Genomic DNA, 19,078 nt, shown 5'->3' with positions numbered 1-19,078 from the left:
CTCAATAGATCGGCCCGTCAGGAATTGGCCGGAAAGACGACAACTCCGTGAACAGGAGTTGTCCAATAGGGCGCGCGGTTCTATGAGTTGGCGTTCTCCTTCACCGTGATCCGCCCCTTGCGGATCGTCGCCACCCGCGGGGCCTTCTTCGCGATGGCGGAGTCATGGGTGACCATGACGAAGGTCAACCCCAGCTCCTTCCACATGCGTTCGAGTACGTCCATGATCTCGTCGCGCATCGACTCGTCGAGGTTTCCGGTGGGTTCGTCGGCCAGCAGCACCTTCGGCTGCTTCACCAGCGCCCGCGCGATGGCGACCCGCTGCTGCTGACCGCCGGACATCTCCCCGGGCAGATGCCCGAGCCGCTCACCGAGCCCGACCGACTGCAGCGCCTCGGCGGCCCGTTCACGCCGTTCCTTGGACTTGATTCCGAGGGGTACGAGGGCGGTTTCGACGTTCTCCTGGGCGGTGAGCGTCGGGATGAGGTTGAAGCTCTGGAAGACGAAGCCGATGTTCTCGCTGCGCACCCGGGTGAGCCGGGCCTCGGGCAGCCGGGCCAGGTCGGTCCCGTCGAGGACGACCTCACCGGAGGTGGGCCGGTCGAGTCCGCCGAGCATCTGCAGCAGCGTCGACTTGCCGCCGCCGGTGGGGCCCTGGATGACCAGCCGGTCGCCGTCGGCGATGGTGAGGTCGACGCCGTCCAGCGCGTGCACGGTGTCCTTGCCTCGGCTGTAGTGCTTGGTGACGCCTCTGAGTTCGTACATCGTGGTGCAACTCCTGGGATGCGTTGGGGTGTTGGCCGTTGCGCCGGAGCGCTGGACCGTCAGAGGGCCGGAGCGCCCGGAGCGCCGGAGCGCGACTACTCCACGCGCCGCAACGCATCCGCCGGCCGCAGGCGCGACGCCCGCCACCCGCCGAACGCGCCCGCGACAAGCCCACCGGTCACGGCCAGGGCGACCGCGAGGGCGATGGTCGTCACGCTGACGGGGGCCGTGAGGGCGACGTCGAGGGTGCGGGCCGCGGCCTGCCGGCCGGGACCGCCGCCGAATCCGCCGCCGCCGGGACCGGTCGTCCCGCCACCGCCGCCGAGTTCGGCCTGCAGGGTCGGGCTGATCGCGGTGACGACGTACGCCCCCACCAGCCCGAGCGCGATCCCGAGCGCACCGCCGACCAGCCCGTTGACGACGGCCTCCCCGACGACCTGCCGGGTCACCCGCCCCGACCGCCAGCCCAGCGCCTTCAGCGTGCCGAATTCCCGCACCCGCCGGGACACCGCGGAGGACGTGAGCAGCCCGGCGACCAGGAACGCCGCCGCCAGCACCACGATCGACAGCCACTTGCCGACGCTGGTGGCGAGGTCGGAGGCGGTGGACAGGGAGCCGGAGACGGTGTCCGCGAGGTCGGCGGAGGTCGTCACGGTCGTACCGGAGATGTTCTTCTGGATCTCCGACTTGACGGCGTCGATCTGCTGGGAGTCGGTCGCCTTGACATAGATCGTGGTGACCTTGTCCGCGGAGTCGCTGAGGGTCTGCGCCTGCTTGAGCGGGATGTAGAGGTTGGCCGCGGCGTCCCCGCTCTCGGGGGTGGCGATGCCGATGACCTCGTACTTGACGTCCTTGATGGTGACCGTGTCACCGACGGCCAGCTTCTTCTCCTTGGCGTAGGAGGCGTCGGCGACGACCACCTTCGCGTTGGTCTCGGCGGACGTGAAGGTACGGCCGCTGGTGATCTTCGAGGAGGTCAGCGGGCCGAGCTCGGGCTCGGTGACGTCGGTGCCGAAGACGGAGTAGCTGTTGACGTCGAAGTCCGCGCCGCCGCCCTCGACCCGGCCCTCTCCCCCCGGACCGGACGGCTGGCCGCCGCCACCGCCGCCGCCCTGCTGGAACTGGCCGCGGGTGAACTGGCCGCTGACCTTGACGACTTGCAGGCTCAGACCGCCGACCGCGTTCGAGACGCCGTCCTGCGAGCCGACCTTCGCCACGGTCGAGCTCGCCAGGGTCTCAAAGCCCTGGACCATCACCCGGTCGCTGCTCTGCTCCTCGTCGGAGCCGCTGTCCTGCGCGTCGAAGCGGAACCTCGGCCGCTGCGCCTGCCCCTCCTCCTGGGGATCGGCGGCCTTGGTGACGGTCATGTCGGTGCCGAGGCCGTACAGCGACTGCAGGACCTTGTCCTGTGCCTGCCCCATGCCGGAGGACACGGAGTTGACGACGATGACCAGCGCGATACCCAGCGCGAGGCCGGAGGCGACGACGAGGGCCGCCTTTCTGCGGCGGCGCAGTTCGCGCCTCAGGTAGGTGAAGAACATGCGCCGCAAGCTAGGGACGCACCGTGATGACGGGATAAGGCTGGGATAAGAGGAGGATGAGAAGGGGCGATGAGAACGAACGAGGAAAAACAAAGGCCGCCCCGGGTGGGGCGGCCTTCGTATTGAGCCTGCGTCAGACGGTGTGTGTCAGACCGCGGAACCGGCCTTCCACTGCTCCCAGCTCATGTTCCAGCCGTTGAGTCCGTTGTCCGGCGCGATGGTCTTGTCGCCGGTGTTCTGGACGACCACGACGTCACCGACCATCGAGTTGTTGTAGAACCAAGCACCCTCGGTGTTGGGGTCGTTGGCGCCCTTGGTGTCGTTCAGGCCGACGCAGCCGTGGCTGGTGTTGACGTTGCCGAAGATGGAGTCGGCGCCCCAGTAGTTGCCGTGGATGAACGTGCCGGAGCTGGACAGCCGCATGGCGTGCGGGACGTCCTTGATGTCGTACTCGCCCTTGCCGTCGTCGTCGGTGAAGCCGACCGTCGCGCCGTTCATCCGGGTCTCCTTGAACTTCTCGGAGATCACCATCTGGCCTTCGTACGTCTTGTTCTCGGGCGAGCCGGCCGAGATCGGGATGGTCTTGACGACCTTGCCGTCCTGCGTGACCTTCATCTGCTTGGTCTGCGCGTCGACGTAGGAGACCTGGTTGCGGCCGATGGTGAAGGAGACCGTCTTCTGCTGGACGCCGTAGACACCCTCGGCGCCCTCGACGCCGTCGAGCGCCAGCTTCAGCGTGACGGTGGAGCCTTCCTTCCAGTAGTCCTCGGGCCGGAAGTCGAGCCGGTTGGCGTTGAACCAGTGGCCGACGACCTCCTGGCCGCTGCTGGAGGTGACGGTGATGCCCTTCTGGACGTCCACCTTGTTGGTGATCGCCTTGTCGAAGTTGATCGAGACGGGCATGCCGACGCCGACGGTGGTGCCGTTGTCCGGCGTGAAGGTGCCTATGAAGCTGTTGTTCGGGGAGACCGTGGTGAAGGAGGCGTTCTCGTGGGCCTCCAGGCCCTTGGCGTCCTTCGCGGTCACCGCGACCTTGTAGCGCGTGGAGCGCTCCAGCTGGACGCTGGGCTTCCAGCTGGTCTTGTCGGCCGAGATCTCGCCCTCGACGGCCGTGCCGTCGGTCGTCGTCATCGTCACCTCGGTGAGCGTGCCCTTGCTCACGGTGACGGCCGCCGAGTTGTTGATGGAGGCGTTGGTCGAGCCGTCCTTGGGGGTGATCTCGATCTGGGCCTCGGAGGTCTTCTGCGCCGCCGCCTCGTCGACCTTGGCCTGCGAGGTGTCGTTGCCGCCGTCGCTGCCGGAGGCCTCCTCGCCGCCGGAGCACGCCGAGAGCACCAGAACGCCGCCGAGCAGTACGGACGCGGCCCTGAGGCCCCTGCGCCGCTTACTGTTCGTCATCACACGCTTCTCCATCGTTGCCGTTCCCCAGAACCCCAAGAATCCCCGTCAAGAGATTCAACGCTACGACCGGTTCGTCCCGTTCCACATTCCCGCGATGTGTGGGGCTCACCACGTCCCCGCGGGGACGTGGCAGGTGGTGCGAGTGCGGTCCGTGCGCCCCCTGAGACGACAAAGCCCCGGACGGCGGTTGCCGCCCGGGGTCACGTTTTTCCCAAGCCGCGTCAGCCGACCCGCTCTTCCTCTTCGTCGCCGTCCACATCATCGTCGTCGAGGTCCCAGTCCGGCGAGTCGGGGTCGTAGTCCACCTGCTCGCTACTCCAGGAGGCCTGCTGGAGTTCGACCCCGGGCACCTCGCTGACCAGGTCGAACGGATCCACGAGATACGCCAGCGCCTCCGCGGTGTCTTCCGTCACAGCGCTCTCGGCCTGGGCCCGTTCCTCGGCCTGCATGTCGACGTCCTCGGAGATCCGCCGCTGTGCCGCCCGGGTCACGGCCTCCGGGTCGTCGACCTGGAGGACGAGTTCCACCCGAAGCCGTACAAAACCTGATGTCTCTGGAGTGCTCATGATCGGAGGGTACGGCCAGGGGCCCCCGCGACTTTCCCGCGACCCGCGGCTTTCACTAGCATCGCCCCACACGGCCAATTCGCCAGCGTCACAAGGGGATCGATATTCCGTGTCATCCGCTCGCCGTCCGTTGCTGACCGCCACCGCCGCGGGCACCCTGCTGGGGGCCCTGTGGTTCGTCCCCTCCGCCAACGCGACGGGCGACGGCCCGGCGAGAGAGCACTCCACGGTGACGCCGACGACACAGGCCAGGGTCATGACCACGGACACGGCCGACTCGACGACCGACGGGCCCCGGCTCGCCGACACCGGCAGCTTCAACAGCACGCCCTACGTCGTCGGCGGCACGCTCTTCCTGACCCTCGGCGCCGGTTTTGTGGTGTATTCGGTGCGCCGAGAGCGTCTTGGGTTCTGAAAAGGTTCGGAAAACCTGGCTTGACGTGTCCTTGACCTGAGCCTCATAGTCCGCTCATGAAGAGATCATCGAGGGTGCGCATGGGCGCCACGGTCGCCGTGAGCGCGCTGTCGCTCGCCCTCATCACCGGTTGTGGCGGGGAGTCGGACACTTCCAACGACTCCAAGGACACGGAGTCCTCCTCCTCGCCCACTCAGGCCGCCGCCAAGGCGCTCAGCGCGGCCGAGTTGGAAAAGCTGCTCCTCGCGCAGGGCGAGGTCAAGGGTTACAAGGTCACCTCGGGGGACGACACCCTCCCGAAGTCCAAGACCGAGGTGAAGACCGACAAGGCGGAGTGCGACCCGCTCGCCTGGGCCACCGCCGCTCTCGCCCCGGGTGACACGGACGCGAACGCCAGCAACAACGTCGCGGAGGACAAGGCGTCGACCGCCACCGCGCAGCCCGAGGACATCGCGGACGCCTTCAACATCAACATGACGTTCGTCGGCCTCTCCTCGTACGAGGGTGACGGCGCCGAGAAGGCCATGAAGGCCGTGTCCGACGGCGTCTCGGCCTGCTCCGGCGGGTACGGACTCGCCACCGGCGGCGAGAACTCGAAGGTCACCAAGGTCGCCTCGGTGAAGGGCTCCGGGCTGGGTGACGAGTCGGTGGCGTTCGCCGAGGACGTCGACATGGACGGCGAGGGCACGGCCACCTTCCACACCGAGGTGGTGCGCAAGGGCAACACCATCGCCACGTTCTACACCGTGAACTTCGCCGCGCTCGGTACCGGCGAGGTGGCCGAGATCCCGGCGGCCGTGGTCGAGGCGCAGGTCGCCAAGCTCAAGTAATCTCCGGGGCCCTGCCGGTCGTACGGCAGGGCCCCTCAACCGTCCTACTGGAGCGGTCCGGTGACCGTCTCCACCGCCGCCAGCAGCCGCCCGTCCCGCACGAACGCGTCGGCGGCTTCCAGGTCCGGGGCGAGGAAACGATCCGGCCCGGGACCGGCCACCCCGGCGGCCCGTGCGGCGTCGATGACGGCCTGCGTGGCAGGGGCCGGGGTCAGCCCCTCGCGCAGCTCGACGGCGCGCGTGGCGGCGTACATCTCGATGGCGACGACCCGCGTGAGGTTGTCCACGGCCGTGCGCAGCTTGCGCGCCGCCGACCAGCCCATGGAGACGTGGTCCTCCTGCATCGCGGAGGACGGAATCGAGTCCGCGGACGCCGGTACGGCGAGCCGCTTCATCTCGCTCACCAGCGCGGCCTGCGTGTACTGGGCGATCATCAGGCCGCTGTCCACCCCGGCGTCGTCGGCGAGGAACGGCGGCAGCCCGTGGCTGCGGTTCTTGTCCAGCAGCCGGTCGGTGCGCCGCTCGGCGATGGACGCGAGGTCGGCGGCGGCGATGGCGAGGAAGTCGAGCACATAGGCGACCGGGGCGCCGTGGAAGTTGCCGTTGGACTCGACGCGGCCGTCGGGCAGGACGACCGGGTTGTCGACGGCGGAGGCGAGTTCACGATCGGCGACCAGGCGGGCGTGGGCGAGGGTGTCCCGTCCGGCGCCGGCGACCTGCGGGGCGCAGCGCACGGAGTAGGCGTCCTGGACGCGGGGCGCGTCGTCCTGGTGATGCCCCGTCAGACCCGACCCCTTCAGTACGGCCAGCATGTTGGCGGCGCTGGCGGCCTGGCCGGGGTGCGGGCGGATGGCGTGCAGCTCGGGGGCGAGGACCTTGTCGGTACCGAGGAGGGCTTCCAGGGACAGGGCCGCGGTGACGTCGGCGGACTTGTAGAGGGTGTCGAGGTCGGCGAGGGCCATGAGCAGCATGCCGAGCATGCCGTCGGTGCCGTTGAGCAGGGCGAGGCCCTCCTTCTCGCGCAGCTCGACGGGCTGGATGCCGTGCGCGGCGAGCAACTCGGCGACGGGGCGCACTGCCCCGTCGGGGCCCTCGGCGTCCCCTTCGCCCATCAGGGTGAGGGCGCAGTGGGACAGCGGCGCGAGGTCGCCGGAGCAGCCGAGGGAGCCGTACTCGTGCACGACGGGGGTGATACCGGCGTTGAGTACGTCGGCCATGGTCTGCGCGACTTCGGGGCGGACGCCGGTGTGCCCGGAGCAGACGGTTTTCAGCCGCAGGAACATCAGCGCCCGTACGACCTCCCGCTCGACCTTGGGCCCCATGCCGGCGGCGTGCGAGCGGACGATGTTGCGCTGGAGCTGGGTGCGCAGTTCCTGGCCGATGTGCCGGGTCGCGAGGGCGCCGAAGCCGGTGGAGACGCCGTAGACCGGGTCGGGCTTGGCCGCCAGGGCGTCCACGATCCCGCGGGCCGCAGTGAGGGCGGCCACCGCCTCACCGGAGAGCTCGACCCGGGCGCCGGCGCGCGCCACGGCGAGGACGTCGGACGCGGTGACACCGGACGTCCCTACCACCACAGTGTGCATATCCATATTCAGGAGCGTACGCAGTGAATTCGAAGATGTCACGGGTGGGGGTGGGATGTGGGCCTTACCGGGTGGGGTGGGGCTGGTGTCGCGGGTCTTCGGGGGGGTTGCGTGGGGCTGGGCGGGGCGGAGGGGGCTGGGCGGCGCGGGGGGCTCGGCGGGGCGGAGGACTGGGCGGCGCGGAGGGCTCGGCGGGGCGGAGGAGACTGGGCGGCGTGGGGGCTCGGCGGCGCGCGGGGAAGGCGCGACGGCGCGAAGGGACTGGGCCGAGGGGGGATGCTCGGCGGCTCGGGGAGGCGCGACGGCGCGAAGGGACTGGGCGGCGCGGAGGAAGCTTGGCGTCGGGGCGGGCACGGTGCTCTTCGCTCGGCGTCGGGGGCGGCACGCGTGCTCTTCGCTGGGCGTCGGGGGCGGCACGCGTGCTCTTCGCTCGGCGTCGGGCGCGGCTCGCCTGCTCTCCGCTCGGCGTCGAGTGCCGCTCGCGTCCTCTGTACTCGGCGTCGAGTGCTGCTCGCGTCCACTTCGCTCAGCGTCGGGCGCACGTGTGCTCTTTGCTCGGCGTCGGGCGCGGCTCGCCTGCTCTTCGCTCGGCGTCCAGTGCCGCTCGCGTGCACTTCGCTCGGCGTCGAATGCCGCTCGCGTCCACTTCGCTCGGCGTCGGGCGCGGCTCGCCTGCTCTTCGCTCGGCGTCCAGTGCCGCTCGCGTGCACTTCGCTCGGCGTCGAATGCCGCTCACGTGCACTTTGCTCGACGTCGGGCGCGGCACGCGGGCACTTCGCTCGGCGTCGGGCCCCGCCCGCGTGCCCTTCGCTCGGCGTCGAGTGCCACTCGCGTCCTCTTTGCTCGGCGTCAGGCGCGGCACGCGGGCACTTCGCTCGGCACCGGGCGCGGCACGCGTGCTCTTCGGTCAGCGGCGGCCGCGGAAGCGGCGGCGTTCGGGGGTGGGGCCCTCCGGGGGTGCGTCGGCGAGGCGTACGACGGGGTCGTCGGGGCCCTCGCGGCCGGCCACGACCGCCTTGGCGGCGCGGACGCCCTTGGCCTGGTATTGGGCGGCGTCCGCGAGCCGGAAGAGGCGGCGGGCGGAGCGGACCGGCCCGATCGGGTGCTCGGTGGACGCGACGCCGCAGGCGACACCGTCGCCGAGTTCCAGCTCGGCGGCGCGGCGGCACAGTTCGTCGGCGACTTTGACGACGTCGTCGGCGGGCGGACCGACGGCGAGCAGGCAGAACTCGTCGCCGCCGAGGCGGGCGGCGAGGGCGCCGGGCAGCATGGCGCCGCACAGGGAGAGCACGGAGCCGAACCGTTCGAGCAGCCGGTCGCCGAAGGCGTGCCCGCGGGTGTCGTTGACGCGCTTGAGCCCGTTGACGTCGCAGACGACCAGGCTGACCACCACGCCGTCCCTGCGATGCCGCTCGATGGCCTCGTCCAGACGCATGTCCACGGCGCGGCGGTTGGCGAGGCCGGTGAGGGAGTCGGTGAAGGCGAGCCGACGGGCCTCCTCCAGCCGCTCGGTCTGCGCGATCCCGGCGGCGACGACGGCGGCCAGGACGGTGGCGAAGTCGGCGTCGGCGCGGTCGAAGACGGGGACGCCGAGCGGGCGGGCGACGTACAGCTCGCCCCAGGCGCGGCCGTGCAGGACGACGGGGGCGACGACGCAGCAACCGCGTCCCCGGCGCCGCAGGGCGGCGACCCGCTGATGACAGAAACCGGCGCGCCCGGCGGTGGGCCCGTCGGCGGTCTCCACCCAGGCGTCGGGCTCGCCGCCGCCGGCCCACTGCTCGTGCAGGAACTCGGTGATCTCGGCGAACTGGTGCACCGGATAGGCCTCGTCCTGCGGGAACTCCTCCTCGTCGTCCGCCCGCTCACCCACGTTGACGAGCACCCGCAACCGCCCGAGGTCCCGCTCCCAGACCGACAGCGCGGCAAAACTCCCGTCCAACGCCCGACACGCCCCGAGCGCGGCGGCCCGCCACGCCTCACGCACCGACTGCGCCGCAGCCATCCCCTGCGCCAACGCCACCACAGCCGCAAGCCGGCTCTCCTCACCCATCACTCCAGGCTAGGGACGTTTGGGGGGAATGGGGATGTTTCGGGGGCGGTGGGGTGAGACGACGTACACCATCGACACCCGGGCGAGCCACTGCAACGCGGGCCGTGGGCGGCGTCTGCCGTGGCGGGCGACGGGGTGAAGTCCGTCAAGCCGCGGTCCGCCGTGCCACTGGGGCAGCACGGGCGGCCGCGGGCGGTGCCTCTCGACGCCGCGTCACGCGACCAACGCCTGGCCAACCGCGACACCGGGCGCCTGAAAACGCACGCCGGTGGACGGCCCCCGGCGGCACGCGCAGGCGCGGACCGCCCCCCGTCAACGCCAGGTTGCGCAGCCAAGCCTCGGTCAGCACGACGCCGGATGCCGCTGAGGCGGCATGGTCGGACGCGGACGGTGCCTCTCGACGCCGGATCACCCGACCGCCGCGGCGCGGCCCGAACGCCGTCCCGCCGGTGCGGCCCGGCCTCCGGCGGCGGTACGACGTCCTGCCCCGCCCCGGCCGACCGCAACACCGGGCGCCTGAAAAAACGCCCGCCGGTGCACGGCCCCCGGCGGCACCCGCAGGCGCGGACCGCGCCCTGTCAACGCCAGGTTGCGCGACCAAGCCTCGGTCAGCGCGACGCCGGATGCCGCTGAGGCGGCACGGGCGGCCGCGGACGGTGCCTCTCGGCGCCGGGTCACGCGCCAACGCCGGGCCGACCGCGACGCCGGATACCTGGAAAGCCGCGCGCAGGGGCGCACCCCAGCCTCCTCGTCAAGCCGCTGGCAGTCATGCCGCTGGGGCGGCACGGGCGGCCGCGGACCGGGCCCGTCAACGCCGCGCCACGCACCCAACGCCCGACCGACCGCAACACCGGCTGCCCGAAAACGCACGCCGGTCCACGGCCCCCGGCGCCACGCGCGGGCGCAAACCGCGCCCCGTCAACGCCGGATCACGCGCCCAACCCCCGACCGACCGCAACACCGGGCGGCGCCTGGAAAGCCGCGCACCCCCGCTCACTCCCCCGGCCACTCCGGCTTCCGCTTCTCGTTGAAGGCCGCGACCCCCTCCGCCCGGTCCCCCGAGAACGCCACCGAGCGCCACGCCGCGTCCTCGACCTCCAGGCCCGCCCGCAAGTCCAGCCCGTGTCCCAGCCGCAGTGCCCGCTTCGCCGCCCGCAGGCCGACCGGTGAGTTCGCGGCGATACGGGACGCCAGCGTCAGCGCCTCCTCCCGGTCCCGGCCCTCCTCCACCAGCACGTCCACAAGACCTAGCTCCCGCGCCTCGGCCGCCGCCACCCGCCGCGCCGTGAAAATCAGCTCCGCCGCCCGCGCCGCCCCCACCCGCCGGGGCAGCAACTGCGTACCGCCGCCCCCCGGAATCACCCCCACCGACACCTCCGGCAGCCCCACCACCGCCGTACCGTCCGCCACGATCACGTCACACGACAGCGCCAGCTCGAAACCGCCCCCCAGCGCGAACCCGTGCACCGCCGCCACTGTCGGCACCGGCAGCTCCAGTACGCCGGTGTACGCCCCCCGCGCCACCGGCCGCTGCCGTACCAACTCGGCGTCACTCAGCGAGTTGCGCTCCTTCAGGTCGGCCCCCACGCAGAACGCCCGCTCATGCGTCGACGTCAGCACGACCACCCGTACGTCCCGGTCCTCCCCCAGCGCCGCGCACGCCCCGGCGATCGACCTGGCCATCTCCGTCGACACGGCGTTCATGGCCTTGGGCCGGTCGAGTGCCAGCTCCGCGACATGCCCGTCCTCATGCCGCCGCACCAGCACGAACTCCCCGAACCGCTCCTCGCTCACGACACCCTCCCGGTTAACGCGGGTTAACAACACTCGCCCCGATCATTCCAGCCCCGCCCCTCCGGGGGAAGGCCGAGCCCCCGCGCGCCCTGGGTTCCCGACTCACCCCCCGACACCCCGTTCGAGTGACATCAGGCCCGACTCCCCCTCCTTGCCCCGGGGGAGCGCATAGCGTGCGCTCCGCTACGGCGCACCGGGGGGCGCGAGCGCATCGGGGAGGAACCGCCATGAGGACCGACACGTCGACGAACATCCGGACGAGGAACGGCCGGAGCAACGACACGGGGCACGACGGCACGAGCGAACGCGGGGCGGCCGCACCATCGGGCGCGAACGGCCACGCCAACAGCGCCGCGCCGACGCCAGATACACCTCAGGGCAGGACAGCGGGACGTACACACCAGGGCGCCGCAGGCACCACCCAGCGCCCCAACACCGCCTCCCCCACCGGCCGCGGCCGCCACCGTCGCCCCCGCCCCCGCAAGGCCCTCCTCACCGCCGGCGGCCTCGCTGTCGCCGCCGGTGTGCTGAGCCTCGTACGCCTGGCGTCCCCCGACTCCGGAAACGGCAGTGCCGGAGCCGCCGCGGCGGGACCCAGCCCCGATGCGGCAGTCGGCAGCGAGAACGAGCACGAGCAGGCGAGCAACACCTCCGCCACCGCCCCCACCACGGACCCCTCCGCACCCGCCCCCTTGGGCAGGCCGAGCGCGTTCCCCACACACGGAACGACGCTCGCCATCCCCATCCCGTCGTCCTCGAATGCCGCCGGACAGCCCTACGCCCCGCCCCCGACCTCCCGCAAGGCCACGACCGTCCCGGAAGCCCGGCACACGCCAGACAGCAGCACCAGCCGTCCCACACCACCACAGCCCCCGCCCACGACCAACCCCACCCCGCCACCCAAACCCAGCACCCCCACCCCCGAACCCGACGACCCCGGCCTCTGCCTACCGGTCATCGACCTGTGTCTGGACTCCCTGGGTTAGCTGCGAGGCACGCCCCGCTACGACACCCCGTCCCGCCGCGTGAGCAGCCAGGGCTCGACCACGCCCAGCCCACGCACCGGCCGCTGCCACATCGGCTGGAGTGCGAAGCGGTACGTCGGCGGCTCCTCGCCCTCCTTCTCCGCGGCCGCCGCGGCCTCGGCCGCCGCCGCCTCGGAGGCGGGGGCCTCGCCGCTGCGGATCAGCTCCTCGGCGAACGCGCTGTCGACCAGGACCGCATCCCGTGGAGCTATCGACGTCAACCGCGAGGCCAGGTTCACCGTCGTACCGAACACATCACCCATCCGGGTGGTCACCGTGCCGAAGGCGATGCCCACCCGCAGCTCGGGCATCGTCTCGTCGTTCGCCATGGTCTCGATGAGCCGCATCGCGATCTCGGCCGCGACCCCCGCGTCGTCCGCGGCGTACAGCACCTCGTCGCCCAGCGTCTTGATCAGCCGCCCGCCCCGCGCGGCCACCAGGTCGGCCGCGGTGGTCTCGAAGGCCTCGACGAGTTCGCCGAGCTCCTCCTCCTCCAGGCGGCGGGTCAAGCGGGTGAAGCCGACCAGGTCCCCGAAGCCGACGGCCAGGCGGCGGTCGACCATCTCCTCGTCGTCGGCGGCCTGCACGACCCGCCCGGTCGCGGCGGCGAGCTGGCGCCGCCAGACGTAGACGAGGAACTCCTCCAGTTCCGGCAGGAGCAGCTCGATGATCGGATAGGTCACCTCGGTGCGCGTCATGCCGGGCTCGGGGGGCTCGGTCAGGCCCTCCAGGAAGGAGTCCATCTGCCACTCGGCCAGCCGGGCCGTGGTCTGCCCGGTGGACCGGGCGACCTGCACGGCCATCGCCTCGCTGAGCAGTCCCGCCTCGACCAGACCGGCCAGGCGGCGCAGCGCCAGGACGTCCGCCTCGGTGAGCGCCTTGGCCTGGCCTATGTCGGCGAAGCCCATCGCCCGCCAGAAACGCGAGGCCAGCTCCATGGAGACACCGGCGCTGCGGGCCGCCTGGAACGGCGTGTAGCGCCGCTCGGCGCCCAGGATGAGCTGTTCGAGCCGCAGGGCGAGCGGGTCCTCGCCGGAGTCGGCGCCCTGCGGGTCCGTACCGGAGCCCGTGTCGTCGACGGTCACGCCTGCTGCCCTTCCGATCTGCCGCGGTCAGATATCGACCGGCCCCAACTTTACGTCAGCTGTGCCCCAGGTCACTCCTCCCGGCATCGCGGCTAAACGCCTCTCAAGTGCACGATGTCGCCGGCGCCGACCGGCTCCTGCACACCGTCCTCCGTCGCCAGCACCAGCCGACCGTCCCCGTCCACCGCGACCGCCTCTCCGATGATCGACCGGTCTCCGGGCAGTTCGGCCCGCACCACCCTCCCCAGCGTGGCGCACCCGGCGGCATACGTCTCCTGCAAGCCACTGGACGCCGCGTCACCGCCGGCCGTCCGCCACCGCCGGTACCACTCCTCCAGCGACCGCAGTACGGCCCTCAGCAGCGGGTCCCGGTCCGTGTTCACGGCCCCGGCCAGCGCCAGCGAGCCCGCAGTGGGCACCGGCAGTTCGTTCTCGCGGAGCGTGACGTTGATGCCGACGCCGATCACCACGCCGTCGTCCGCCGCCCGCTCGGCCAGGATGCCGCCGGCCTTGCGTTCCTCGCCGCCGACGGTCACCAGCAGGTCGTTGGGCCACTTGAGTGCCGTGTCGACGCCCGCCGCCCGGGACAGGCCCGTCGCCACGGCGACGCCGGTGAGCAGCGGCAGCCAGCCCCAGTGGGCCACCGGCACCTCCGTGGGGCGCAGCAGGACGGAGAAGAACAGGCCGGAGCGCGGCGGAGCGGTCCACTCGCGGTCCAGGCGGCCGCGCCCGGCGGTCTGCTCCTCCGCGACCAGCACCGCCCCCTCGGCCAGGCCCTTGGCGGCCCGGGCCACCAGGTCGGAGTTGGTGGAACCGGTGCGCTGTACCACCTGTACCTCGGACCACAGCCCGCCCGCCCGCACCAGCGCCTTGCGCAGCGCCGCGGCGTTCAGGGGCGGCCGCTCCAGATCGGTCCAGCGGTTGTTCGGCTCTGATGCATCTCGGGGCGTCATGCAAGCCACCCTAGGTGTGGTAAACGCCGCACTGCTGATCGGAAGGCACCCCACTACGCTACGGATGAGTAACCGTCCCCCCTTTTGAGCAGGCAGGGAGCCGTATCCCGATGTCCGAGCCGGAAGAGCGTCAAGAGCGTCAAGAGATCGACATCCACACGACCGCGGGCAAGCTCGCGGATCTCCAGCGCCGCATCGAGGAAGCGACGCACGCCGGCTCCGCTCGCGCCGTCGAGAAGCAGCACACCAAGGGCAAGTTGACGGCCCGTGAGCGGATCACGCTGCTGCTCGACGAGGGCTCCTTCGTGGAGTTGGACGAGTTCGCCCGGCACCGCTCCACCAACTTCGGTCTGGAGAAGAACCGCCCCTACGGGGACGGTGTGGTGACCGGCTACGGCACCGTCGACGGCCGTCCCGTCGCCGTCTTCTCGCAGGACTTCACCGTGTTCGGCGGTGCGCTCGGCGAGGTCTACGGGCAGAAGATCGTCAAGGTGATGGACTTCGCGCTGAAGACCGGCTGCCCGGTCATCGGCATCAACGACTCCGGCGGCGCCCGCATCCAGGAGGGGGTGGCCTCGCTCGGGGCGTACGGCGAGATCTTCCGCCGCAACACCCACGCCAGCGGTGTCATCCCGCAGATCTCCCTCGTCGTGGGCCCCTGCGCGGGCGGCGCGGTGTACTCGCCCGCCATCACCGACTTCACGATCATGGTCGACCAGACCTCGCACATGTTCATCACCGGCCCGGACGTCATCAAGACCGTCACCGGCGAGGACGTCGGCTTCGAGGAGCTGGGTGGCGCCCGCACCCACAACACTGCCTCCGGCGTGGCCCACCACATGGCCGGGGACGAGAAGGACGCCATCGAGTACGTCAAGCAGCTGCTGTCGTACCTGCCGTCCAACAACCTCAGCGAGCCCCCGGCGTTCCCGGAGGAGGCGGACCTCACCCTCAGCGACGAGGACCGCGAGCTGGACACGCTGGTCCCGGACAGCGCGAACCAGCCGTACGACATGCACACGGTGATCGAACACGTCCTGGACGACGCCGAGTTCTTCGAGACGCAGCCGCTGTACGCGCCGAACATCATCACCGGCTTCGGGCGCGTGGAGGGCCGCCCGGTCGGTCTGGTCGCCAACCAGCCGATGCAGTTCGCGGGCTGCCTGGACATCGCCGCCAGCGAGAAGGCGGCGCGGTTCGTCCGGACGTGCGACGCGTTCAACGTCCCGGTGATCACCTTCGTCGACGTCCCCGGCTTCCTGCCCGGCGTGGACCAGGAGCACGACGGCATCATCCGGCGCGGCGCGAAGTTGATCTACGCGTACGCCGAGGCCACGGTCCCGCTCATCACCGTCATCACCCGCAAGGCCTTCGGCGGCGCGTACGACGTCATGGGCTCCAAGCACCTGGGCGCCGACCTGAACCTGGCCTGGCCGACCGCGCAGATCGCCGTGATGGGCGCCCAGGGCGCCGTCAACATCCTGCACCGCCGCACCATCGCCGAGGCGGAGGGCACAGGAGATGGAGAGGCGACCCGGGCACGGCTCATCCAGGAGTACGAGGACCACCTCCTCAACCCCTACATCGCGGCCGAGCGCGGCTACGTCGATGCGGTGATCATGCCGTCGGACACCCGCCGCCACATCGTGCGCGGCCTGCGTCAACTGCGCACCAAGCGGGAATCCCTGCCCCCGAAGAAGCACGGCAACATCCCCCTGTAAGGAGCCGCTGTGACGATCAAAGTCGTACGGGGCAACCCGACGCCCGAGGAGCTGGCCGCCGCCCTGGCGGTGGTCCGGGTCCGCGCCGCGGCGGCATCGGCCGTGCCGCCCGGCGCACCCGGCCCGCGGGACTCCTGGTCCGACCCGGCCCGCCTCGCCGGCCGGCACGTGCCCCAGCCGGGCCCGACGTCGTGGGCGCGTACCTACTGGCCGGCCTGAAGCACGTCCGCGACGGCTTCGGCCATCACCTCGTAGCCCGCGTCGTCCGGGTGCAGGTGATCGCCGAAGTCGTACGCCGGGTGCAGCCGGTCCGGGTCCGCCGGATCGGCCAGGACGCGGTGCAGGTCCACCACCGCGTCGTACTCCCCCGAGCACCTGATCCACTCGTTGAGTTCATGGCTGACCTTGGCCGCGCGCTCGCCCCAGTGGTCGGACCCGCCGAAGGGCACCAGGGTCGCGCCCACCACCCGTAGCCCCGCGCCCGCCGCCTGTCGTATCAACTCCTGGTGCCCCGCGATGAGTTCGGCGGCCTCCAGTACCGGTGCGGGCCGGTACGTCGGCTGCTCGTCCGTCTCGCTGAAGCCGATGTCGTTCACCCCGAGCAGCACGACCAGCGTGTCCACGCCCGGATGACCGAGGACGTCCCGCCCGAGCCGCCCCACGCCCCGCTCGCCGTACCAGGCGGAGTCGTTGAGCAGCAGGTTCCCGCCGATCCCCGCGTTGATCACCGGCCGCCCGGTGCGCGCCGCGAGCGCGTCGGACCAGCGGCGGTCGGTGCCGGGGGTGGAGCCGAAGCCGTCGGTGAGGGAGTCGCCGAACAGGGCGATCCCGTCGGTGCGCCCGGCGTCCACCTCGACGGCGGACAGGAAGTACCAGGACTCGGTCACCGCGTCGAAGCCCGTCCCGGCGGTGTCGGCGAGCAGGTCTCCAGGGCCCCGGTAGCTGGTGGTGAAGGCCTGGGCGTGGAAGGTGGCGGGGCCGGTGACCGCGTCGAAGTGCAGCGTCACGGTGACCGACGCGAGCGCGCCCACCGCGAGGTCCACGGCGTCGCTCAGCAGCTGCCCGCGCGCCGGGATCTCGGCGTCGTACCCGCCCCCGAAGGTGAGGCGGCGTTCAGACCCGGGCTCGACGGCGGCACCGGCGGTCGTACGCCCCACCGTCGCGCCCGTCAGCCGCACGGGTGAGGTGCCGTACGCGTTCGACAGCCGCACGCGCAGCTGGTCGCCGCCCGCCGTCAGCCGCACGACCTGGCGCAGCGACTGACGCCAGAGGCCCTCGCGGGACCAGTTCGGAGTGAAGCCTTCGCTGGGGAGCTGCGGGGAGGCGGTCCAGGCGGTGGTGAACATGGGCACGACCCTTCCAAACGGGATTGGAGTCCCTTTAGCTTAACGGAACCAAGGACCCATTTATTCAAACTTGAGTACGCGTACTCAGGCGCCGCCCGGCGCCGCCGACTGACGATCGAAGGCATGCTGTGGTCCGACCCGGAGAACGAGCCGCCGAAGGAACTGCGCGACGCGCAGGAGATGTTGCGGCGGCTGGGCGTTCTCATGGCGCTGGCCGTAGTGCTCACGATGATCGTGCTCGGGCTGGGATGAGCCGTTCGGAGTACGCCGATACTCTGGCCGCATGACTGATCAGCCGCGCCGTCGACTCGTCCTCGCCTCCCAGTCCCCCGCCCGCCTCGGGCTGCTGCGGCAGGCCGGGCTCGACCCCGAGGTGATCGTGAGCGGCGTCGACGAGGACGCCGTGACCGCGCCCACCCCCGCCGAGCTGGCGCTCGCCCTCGCCGAGGCGAAGGCCTCCGTCGTGGCCGCCCGGCCCGACGTCAAGGGCGCCCTGGTGATCGGCTGCGACTCGGTGCTCGACCTGGACGGCGAGGCGCTCGGCAAGCCGGCCGACGCCGAGGAGGCCACCGCGCGCTGGAAGGCGATGCGCGGCCGGGCCGGGACGCTCCAGACCGGCCACTGCGTCTACGACACGCTGAGCGGGCGGTACGCGTCCGCGACCGCCTCCACGGTCGTCCGCTTCGGCGACCCCACCGACGAGGAGATCGCCGCGTACGTCGCCTCAGGCGAGCCCCTCTACGTCGCCGGGGCCTTCACCCTGGACGGCCGCTCGGCGCCGTTCATCGACGGCATCGACGGCGACCACGGCAATGTGATCGGCATCAGCCTGCCCCTGGTACGGCGGCTGCTGGCCGAACTGGGCGTGGGCATCACGGAGTTGTGGGCGCCGGCGGAGGGCTGACCGGGGCGTCGGTGGCCGGGGACTCGCCGTCCGTACCGTCGGGCCGCTGCTGACCGTCGTACGTCATCAGGAGCAGCACGATGAGGCCCATCACCACCACCATGAACAAGAACGCGTGCCAGCCCACCAGCCCCCAGGTGAACGCGCCCAGCACGCCGTGCACCACGGCCGCGCTGATCAGCAGGAGGCGGCCGAGGCCGGCCGGGGTGCGGTCGCGCACGGCGACCAGGAGGGCGATCAGCCCGCACAGGGCGAAGTAGAGCCCGAAGGCCACGCCGCCGATCTTCGAGGACAGGGACATCACGTCCGGGTCGAGGCCCGCCAGGGACATGTCCTGGTTGTCGACCACGATCCCCAGGAACCACTGCAGTGCCGCGATGCCGAACGCCTCGGCGAAGAGCACCAGCGCCACGATCCACGCCACCGGCCTGCGCACCACCGGTCCCCACCCACTTTCGACCGCCGCACCGCCACAGGGTGCCGTTACCCCGAGTACGTTCGAGTACATCGCGAACGCTACTAACGGGTAAACCGCGGGACAAGGGTTCGGCCGCGGGCAAAGAATCATTGGGCCATTCGTAGGGACTCGACAAAGAATCGGAGTGGGCCGCAGCACGCTCTCACAGAGACCTTGACCACACGGGACGGCTAGGGTTTTCCGAAGGAGTCCTGCGTACCGCGCCGCGACAAGGGATTTCTTGGGTCGAGCGAGCCTCGCATCACGCTCCGTGTGGGCAAGCTCACCATTGGGGACGGGTCGAAGTGCCGTGTCGGCAGTCCCTAAACTCGGCTTGTTTCAAGGAGGGAGCCTCAATCGTGCGCAAGGTGCTCATCGCCAACCGTGGCGAAATCGCTGTCCGCGTAGCCCGGGCCTGCCGGGACGCCGGTATCGCGAGCGTGGCCGTCTACGCCGACCCGGACCGGGACGCTCTGCATGTCCGCGCCGCGGATGAGGCGTTCGCCCTGGGTGGTGACACCCCCGCCACCAGCTACCTCGACATCGAGAAGGTCCTCAAGGCCGCCCGCGAGTCCGGCGCGGACGCCATCCATCCGGGCTACGGCTTCCTGTCGGAGAACGCCGAGTTCGCCCAGGCGGTCCT

19 protein-coding genes are annotated in these 19,078 nt (G+C 71.3%); 8 read left to right on the top strand and 11 right to left on the bottom strand.

All coding sequences use genetic code 11. The annotated features are described in order from the left end of the window. Positions 1-80 precede the first annotated feature (80 nt). The 4 genes from SSP24_RS16700 to SSP24_RS16685 form a co-directional block, all read right to left on the bottom strand. Positions 81-764 (bottom strand): ABC transporter ATP-binding protein, encoded by a 684-nt coding sequence (locus tag SSP24_RS16700; protein ID WP_141310351.1) that lies wholly within the window; start codon positions 762-764, stop codon positions 81-83. A 95-nt stretch (positions 765-859) separates the two neighbouring features. Beyond that, positions 860-2,305: an ABC transporter permease gene (locus SSP24_RS16695; RefSeq protein WP_141310350.1), complete on the bottom strand. Its 1,446-nt coding sequence runs from the start codon at positions 2,303-2,305 to the stop codon at positions 860-862. 147 nt (positions 2,306-2,452) lie between these two features. Next, the gene (locus SSP24_RS16690) at positions 2,453-3,703 is read right to left on the bottom strand and encodes a L,D-transpeptidase (protein ID WP_141310349.1); all 1,251 of its coding nucleotides are present in this window, start codon (positions 3,701-3,703) and stop codon (positions 2,453-2,455) included. Positions 3,704-3,927: 224 nt separating this feature from the next. Next, entirely contained in the window at positions 3,928-4,272 is a 345-nt protein-coding gene (locus tag SSP24_RS16685; RefSeq protein WP_167529604.1) for a hypothetical protein, read from the bottom strand. Between the two features lie 109 nt (positions 4,273-4,381). Between SSP24_RS16685 and SSP24_RS16680 the strand changes: the two genes are divergently transcribed. Together SSP24_RS16680 and SSP24_RS16675 are read left to right on the top strand one after the other, a co-directional pair. Further along, positions 4,382-4,687, top strand: a complete 306-nt coding sequence (locus SSP24_RS16680; protein WP_174864661.1) for an LPXTG cell wall anchor domain-containing protein — start codon at positions 4,382-4,384, stop codon at positions 4,685-4,687. Between the two features lie 56 nt (positions 4,688-4,743). Then, positions 4,744-5,517, top strand: a complete 774-nt coding sequence (locus tag SSP24_RS16675; RefSeq protein WP_141310346.1) for a hypothetical protein — start codon at positions 4,744-4,746, stop codon at positions 5,515-5,517. A 44-nt stretch (positions 5,518-5,561) separates the two neighbouring features. Here SSP24_RS16675 and hutH read toward each other — a convergent pair whose 3' ends face one another. From hutH to SSP24_RS16660, 3 genes are all read right to left on the bottom strand, one after another. Continuing rightward, positions 5,562-7,100 carry a histidine ammonia-lyase gene (hutH, locus tag SSP24_RS16670; RefSeq protein WP_141310487.1) on the bottom strand — a complete coding sequence of 513 codons (1,539 nt, stop codon included), beginning with the start codon at positions 7,098-7,100 and terminating at the stop codon, positions 5,562-5,564. A gap of 907 nt (positions 7,101-8,007) precedes the next feature. Beyond that, the gene (locus SSP24_RS16665; protein ID WP_141310345.1) at positions 8,008-9,150 is read right to left on the bottom strand and encodes a GGDEF domain-containing protein; all 1,143 of its coding nucleotides are present in this window, start codon (positions 9,148-9,150) and stop codon (positions 8,008-8,010) included. Positions 9,151-10,143: 993 nt separating this feature from the next. After that, on the bottom strand, positions 10,144-10,944 hold the full coding sequence (locus SSP24_RS16660; protein WP_141310344.1) for an enoyl-CoA hydratase/isomerase family protein: 801 nt from the start codon (positions 10,942-10,944) through the stop codon (positions 10,144-10,146). A 227-nt stretch (positions 10,945-11,171) separates the two neighbouring features. On the opposite strand from SSP24_RS16660, the gene SSP24_RS16655 reads away from it, so the two are divergent. After that, positions 11,172-11,930: a hypothetical protein gene (locus SSP24_RS16655; protein ID WP_141310343.1), complete on the top strand. Its 759-nt coding sequence runs from the start codon at positions 11,172-11,174 to the stop codon at positions 11,928-11,930. A 17-nt stretch (positions 11,931-11,947) separates the two neighbouring features. On the opposite strand, the gene SSP24_RS16650 is transcribed toward SSP24_RS16655, so the two are convergent. Continuing rightward, the gene (locus SSP24_RS16650) at positions 11,948-13,054 is read right to left on the bottom strand and encodes an adenylate/guanylate cyclase domain-containing protein (protein WP_141310342.1); all 1,107 of its coding nucleotides are present in this window, start codon (positions 13,052-13,054) and stop codon (positions 11,948-11,950) included. A gap of 92 nt (positions 13,055-13,146) precedes the next feature. Next, positions 13,147-14,007, bottom strand: a complete 861-nt coding sequence (locus tag SSP24_RS16645) for a biotin--[acetyl-CoA-carboxylase] ligase (RefSeq protein WP_141310341.1) — start codon at positions 14,005-14,007, stop codon at positions 13,147-13,149. 110 nt (positions 14,008-14,117) lie between these two features. Here SSP24_RS16645 and SSP24_RS16640 point away from each other — a divergent pair, with 110 nt between their 5' ends. Both SSP24_RS16640 and SSP24_RS16635 read left to right on the top strand, forming a co-directional pair. Next, on the top strand, positions 14,118-15,728 hold the full coding sequence (locus SSP24_RS16640) for an acyl-CoA carboxylase subunit beta (RefSeq protein ID WP_141310340.1): 1,611 nt from the start codon (positions 14,118-14,120) through the stop codon (positions 15,726-15,728). A gap of 9 nt (positions 15,729-15,737) precedes the next feature. Continuing rightward, the gene (locus tag SSP24_RS16635; protein ID WP_141310339.1) at positions 15,738-15,947 is read left to right on the top strand and encodes an acyl-CoA carboxylase epsilon subunit; all 210 of its coding nucleotides are present in this window, start codon (positions 15,738-15,740) and stop codon (positions 15,945-15,947) included. Here the strand turns inward: SSP24_RS16635 and SSP24_RS16630 are convergent. Further along, the gene (locus SSP24_RS16630) at positions 15,932-17,074 is read right to left on the bottom strand and encodes an SGNH/GDSL hydrolase family protein (RefSeq protein ID WP_141310338.1); all 1,143 of its coding nucleotides are present in this window, start codon (positions 17,072-17,074) and stop codon (positions 15,932-15,934) included. The two genes, SSP24_RS16635 and SSP24_RS16630, sit on opposite strands and share 16 nt — an antisense overlap. Positions 17,075-17,197: 123 nt before the next feature. Here SSP24_RS16630 and mmpB point away from each other — a divergent pair, with 123 nt between their 5' ends. After that, on the top strand, positions 17,198-17,326 hold the full coding sequence (gene mmpB, locus SSP24_RS44915; RefSeq protein ID WP_141310337.1) for a morphogenic membrane protein MmpB: 129 nt from the start codon (positions 17,198-17,200) through the stop codon (positions 17,324-17,326). A gap of 31 nt (positions 17,327-17,357) precedes the next feature. Beyond that, complete coding sequence (locus tag SSP24_RS16620) at positions 17,358-17,978, top strand: Maf family protein (RefSeq protein ID WP_141310336.1); 621 nt, start codon at positions 17,358-17,360, stop codon at positions 17,976-17,978. Here SSP24_RS16620 and SSP24_RS16615 read toward each other — a convergent pair. Then, positions 17,947-18,417, bottom strand: a complete 471-nt coding sequence (locus SSP24_RS16615) for a hypothetical protein (RefSeq protein WP_141310335.1) — start codon at positions 18,415-18,417, stop codon at positions 17,947-17,949. The genes SSP24_RS16620 and SSP24_RS16615 overlap by 32 nt on opposite strands. Positions 18,418-18,794: 377 nt before the next feature. Between SSP24_RS16615 and SSP24_RS16610 the strand changes: the two genes are divergently transcribed. Next, the coding region (locus tag SSP24_RS16610) for a biotin carboxylase N-terminal domain-containing protein (protein ID WP_280527083.1) at positions 18,795-19,078 on the top strand (284 nt) is incomplete at its 3' end.

The organism is Streptomyces spinoverrucosus, assembly GCF_006539505.1.
GTDB classification, from domain to species: domain Bacteria; phylum Actinomycetota; class Actinomycetes; order Streptomycetales; family Streptomycetaceae; genus Streptomyces; species Streptomyces spinoverrucosus.
The sequence above is the reverse complement of the archived record's forward strand: the minus strand, read 5'-3'. Positions and strand labels throughout refer to the sequence as shown.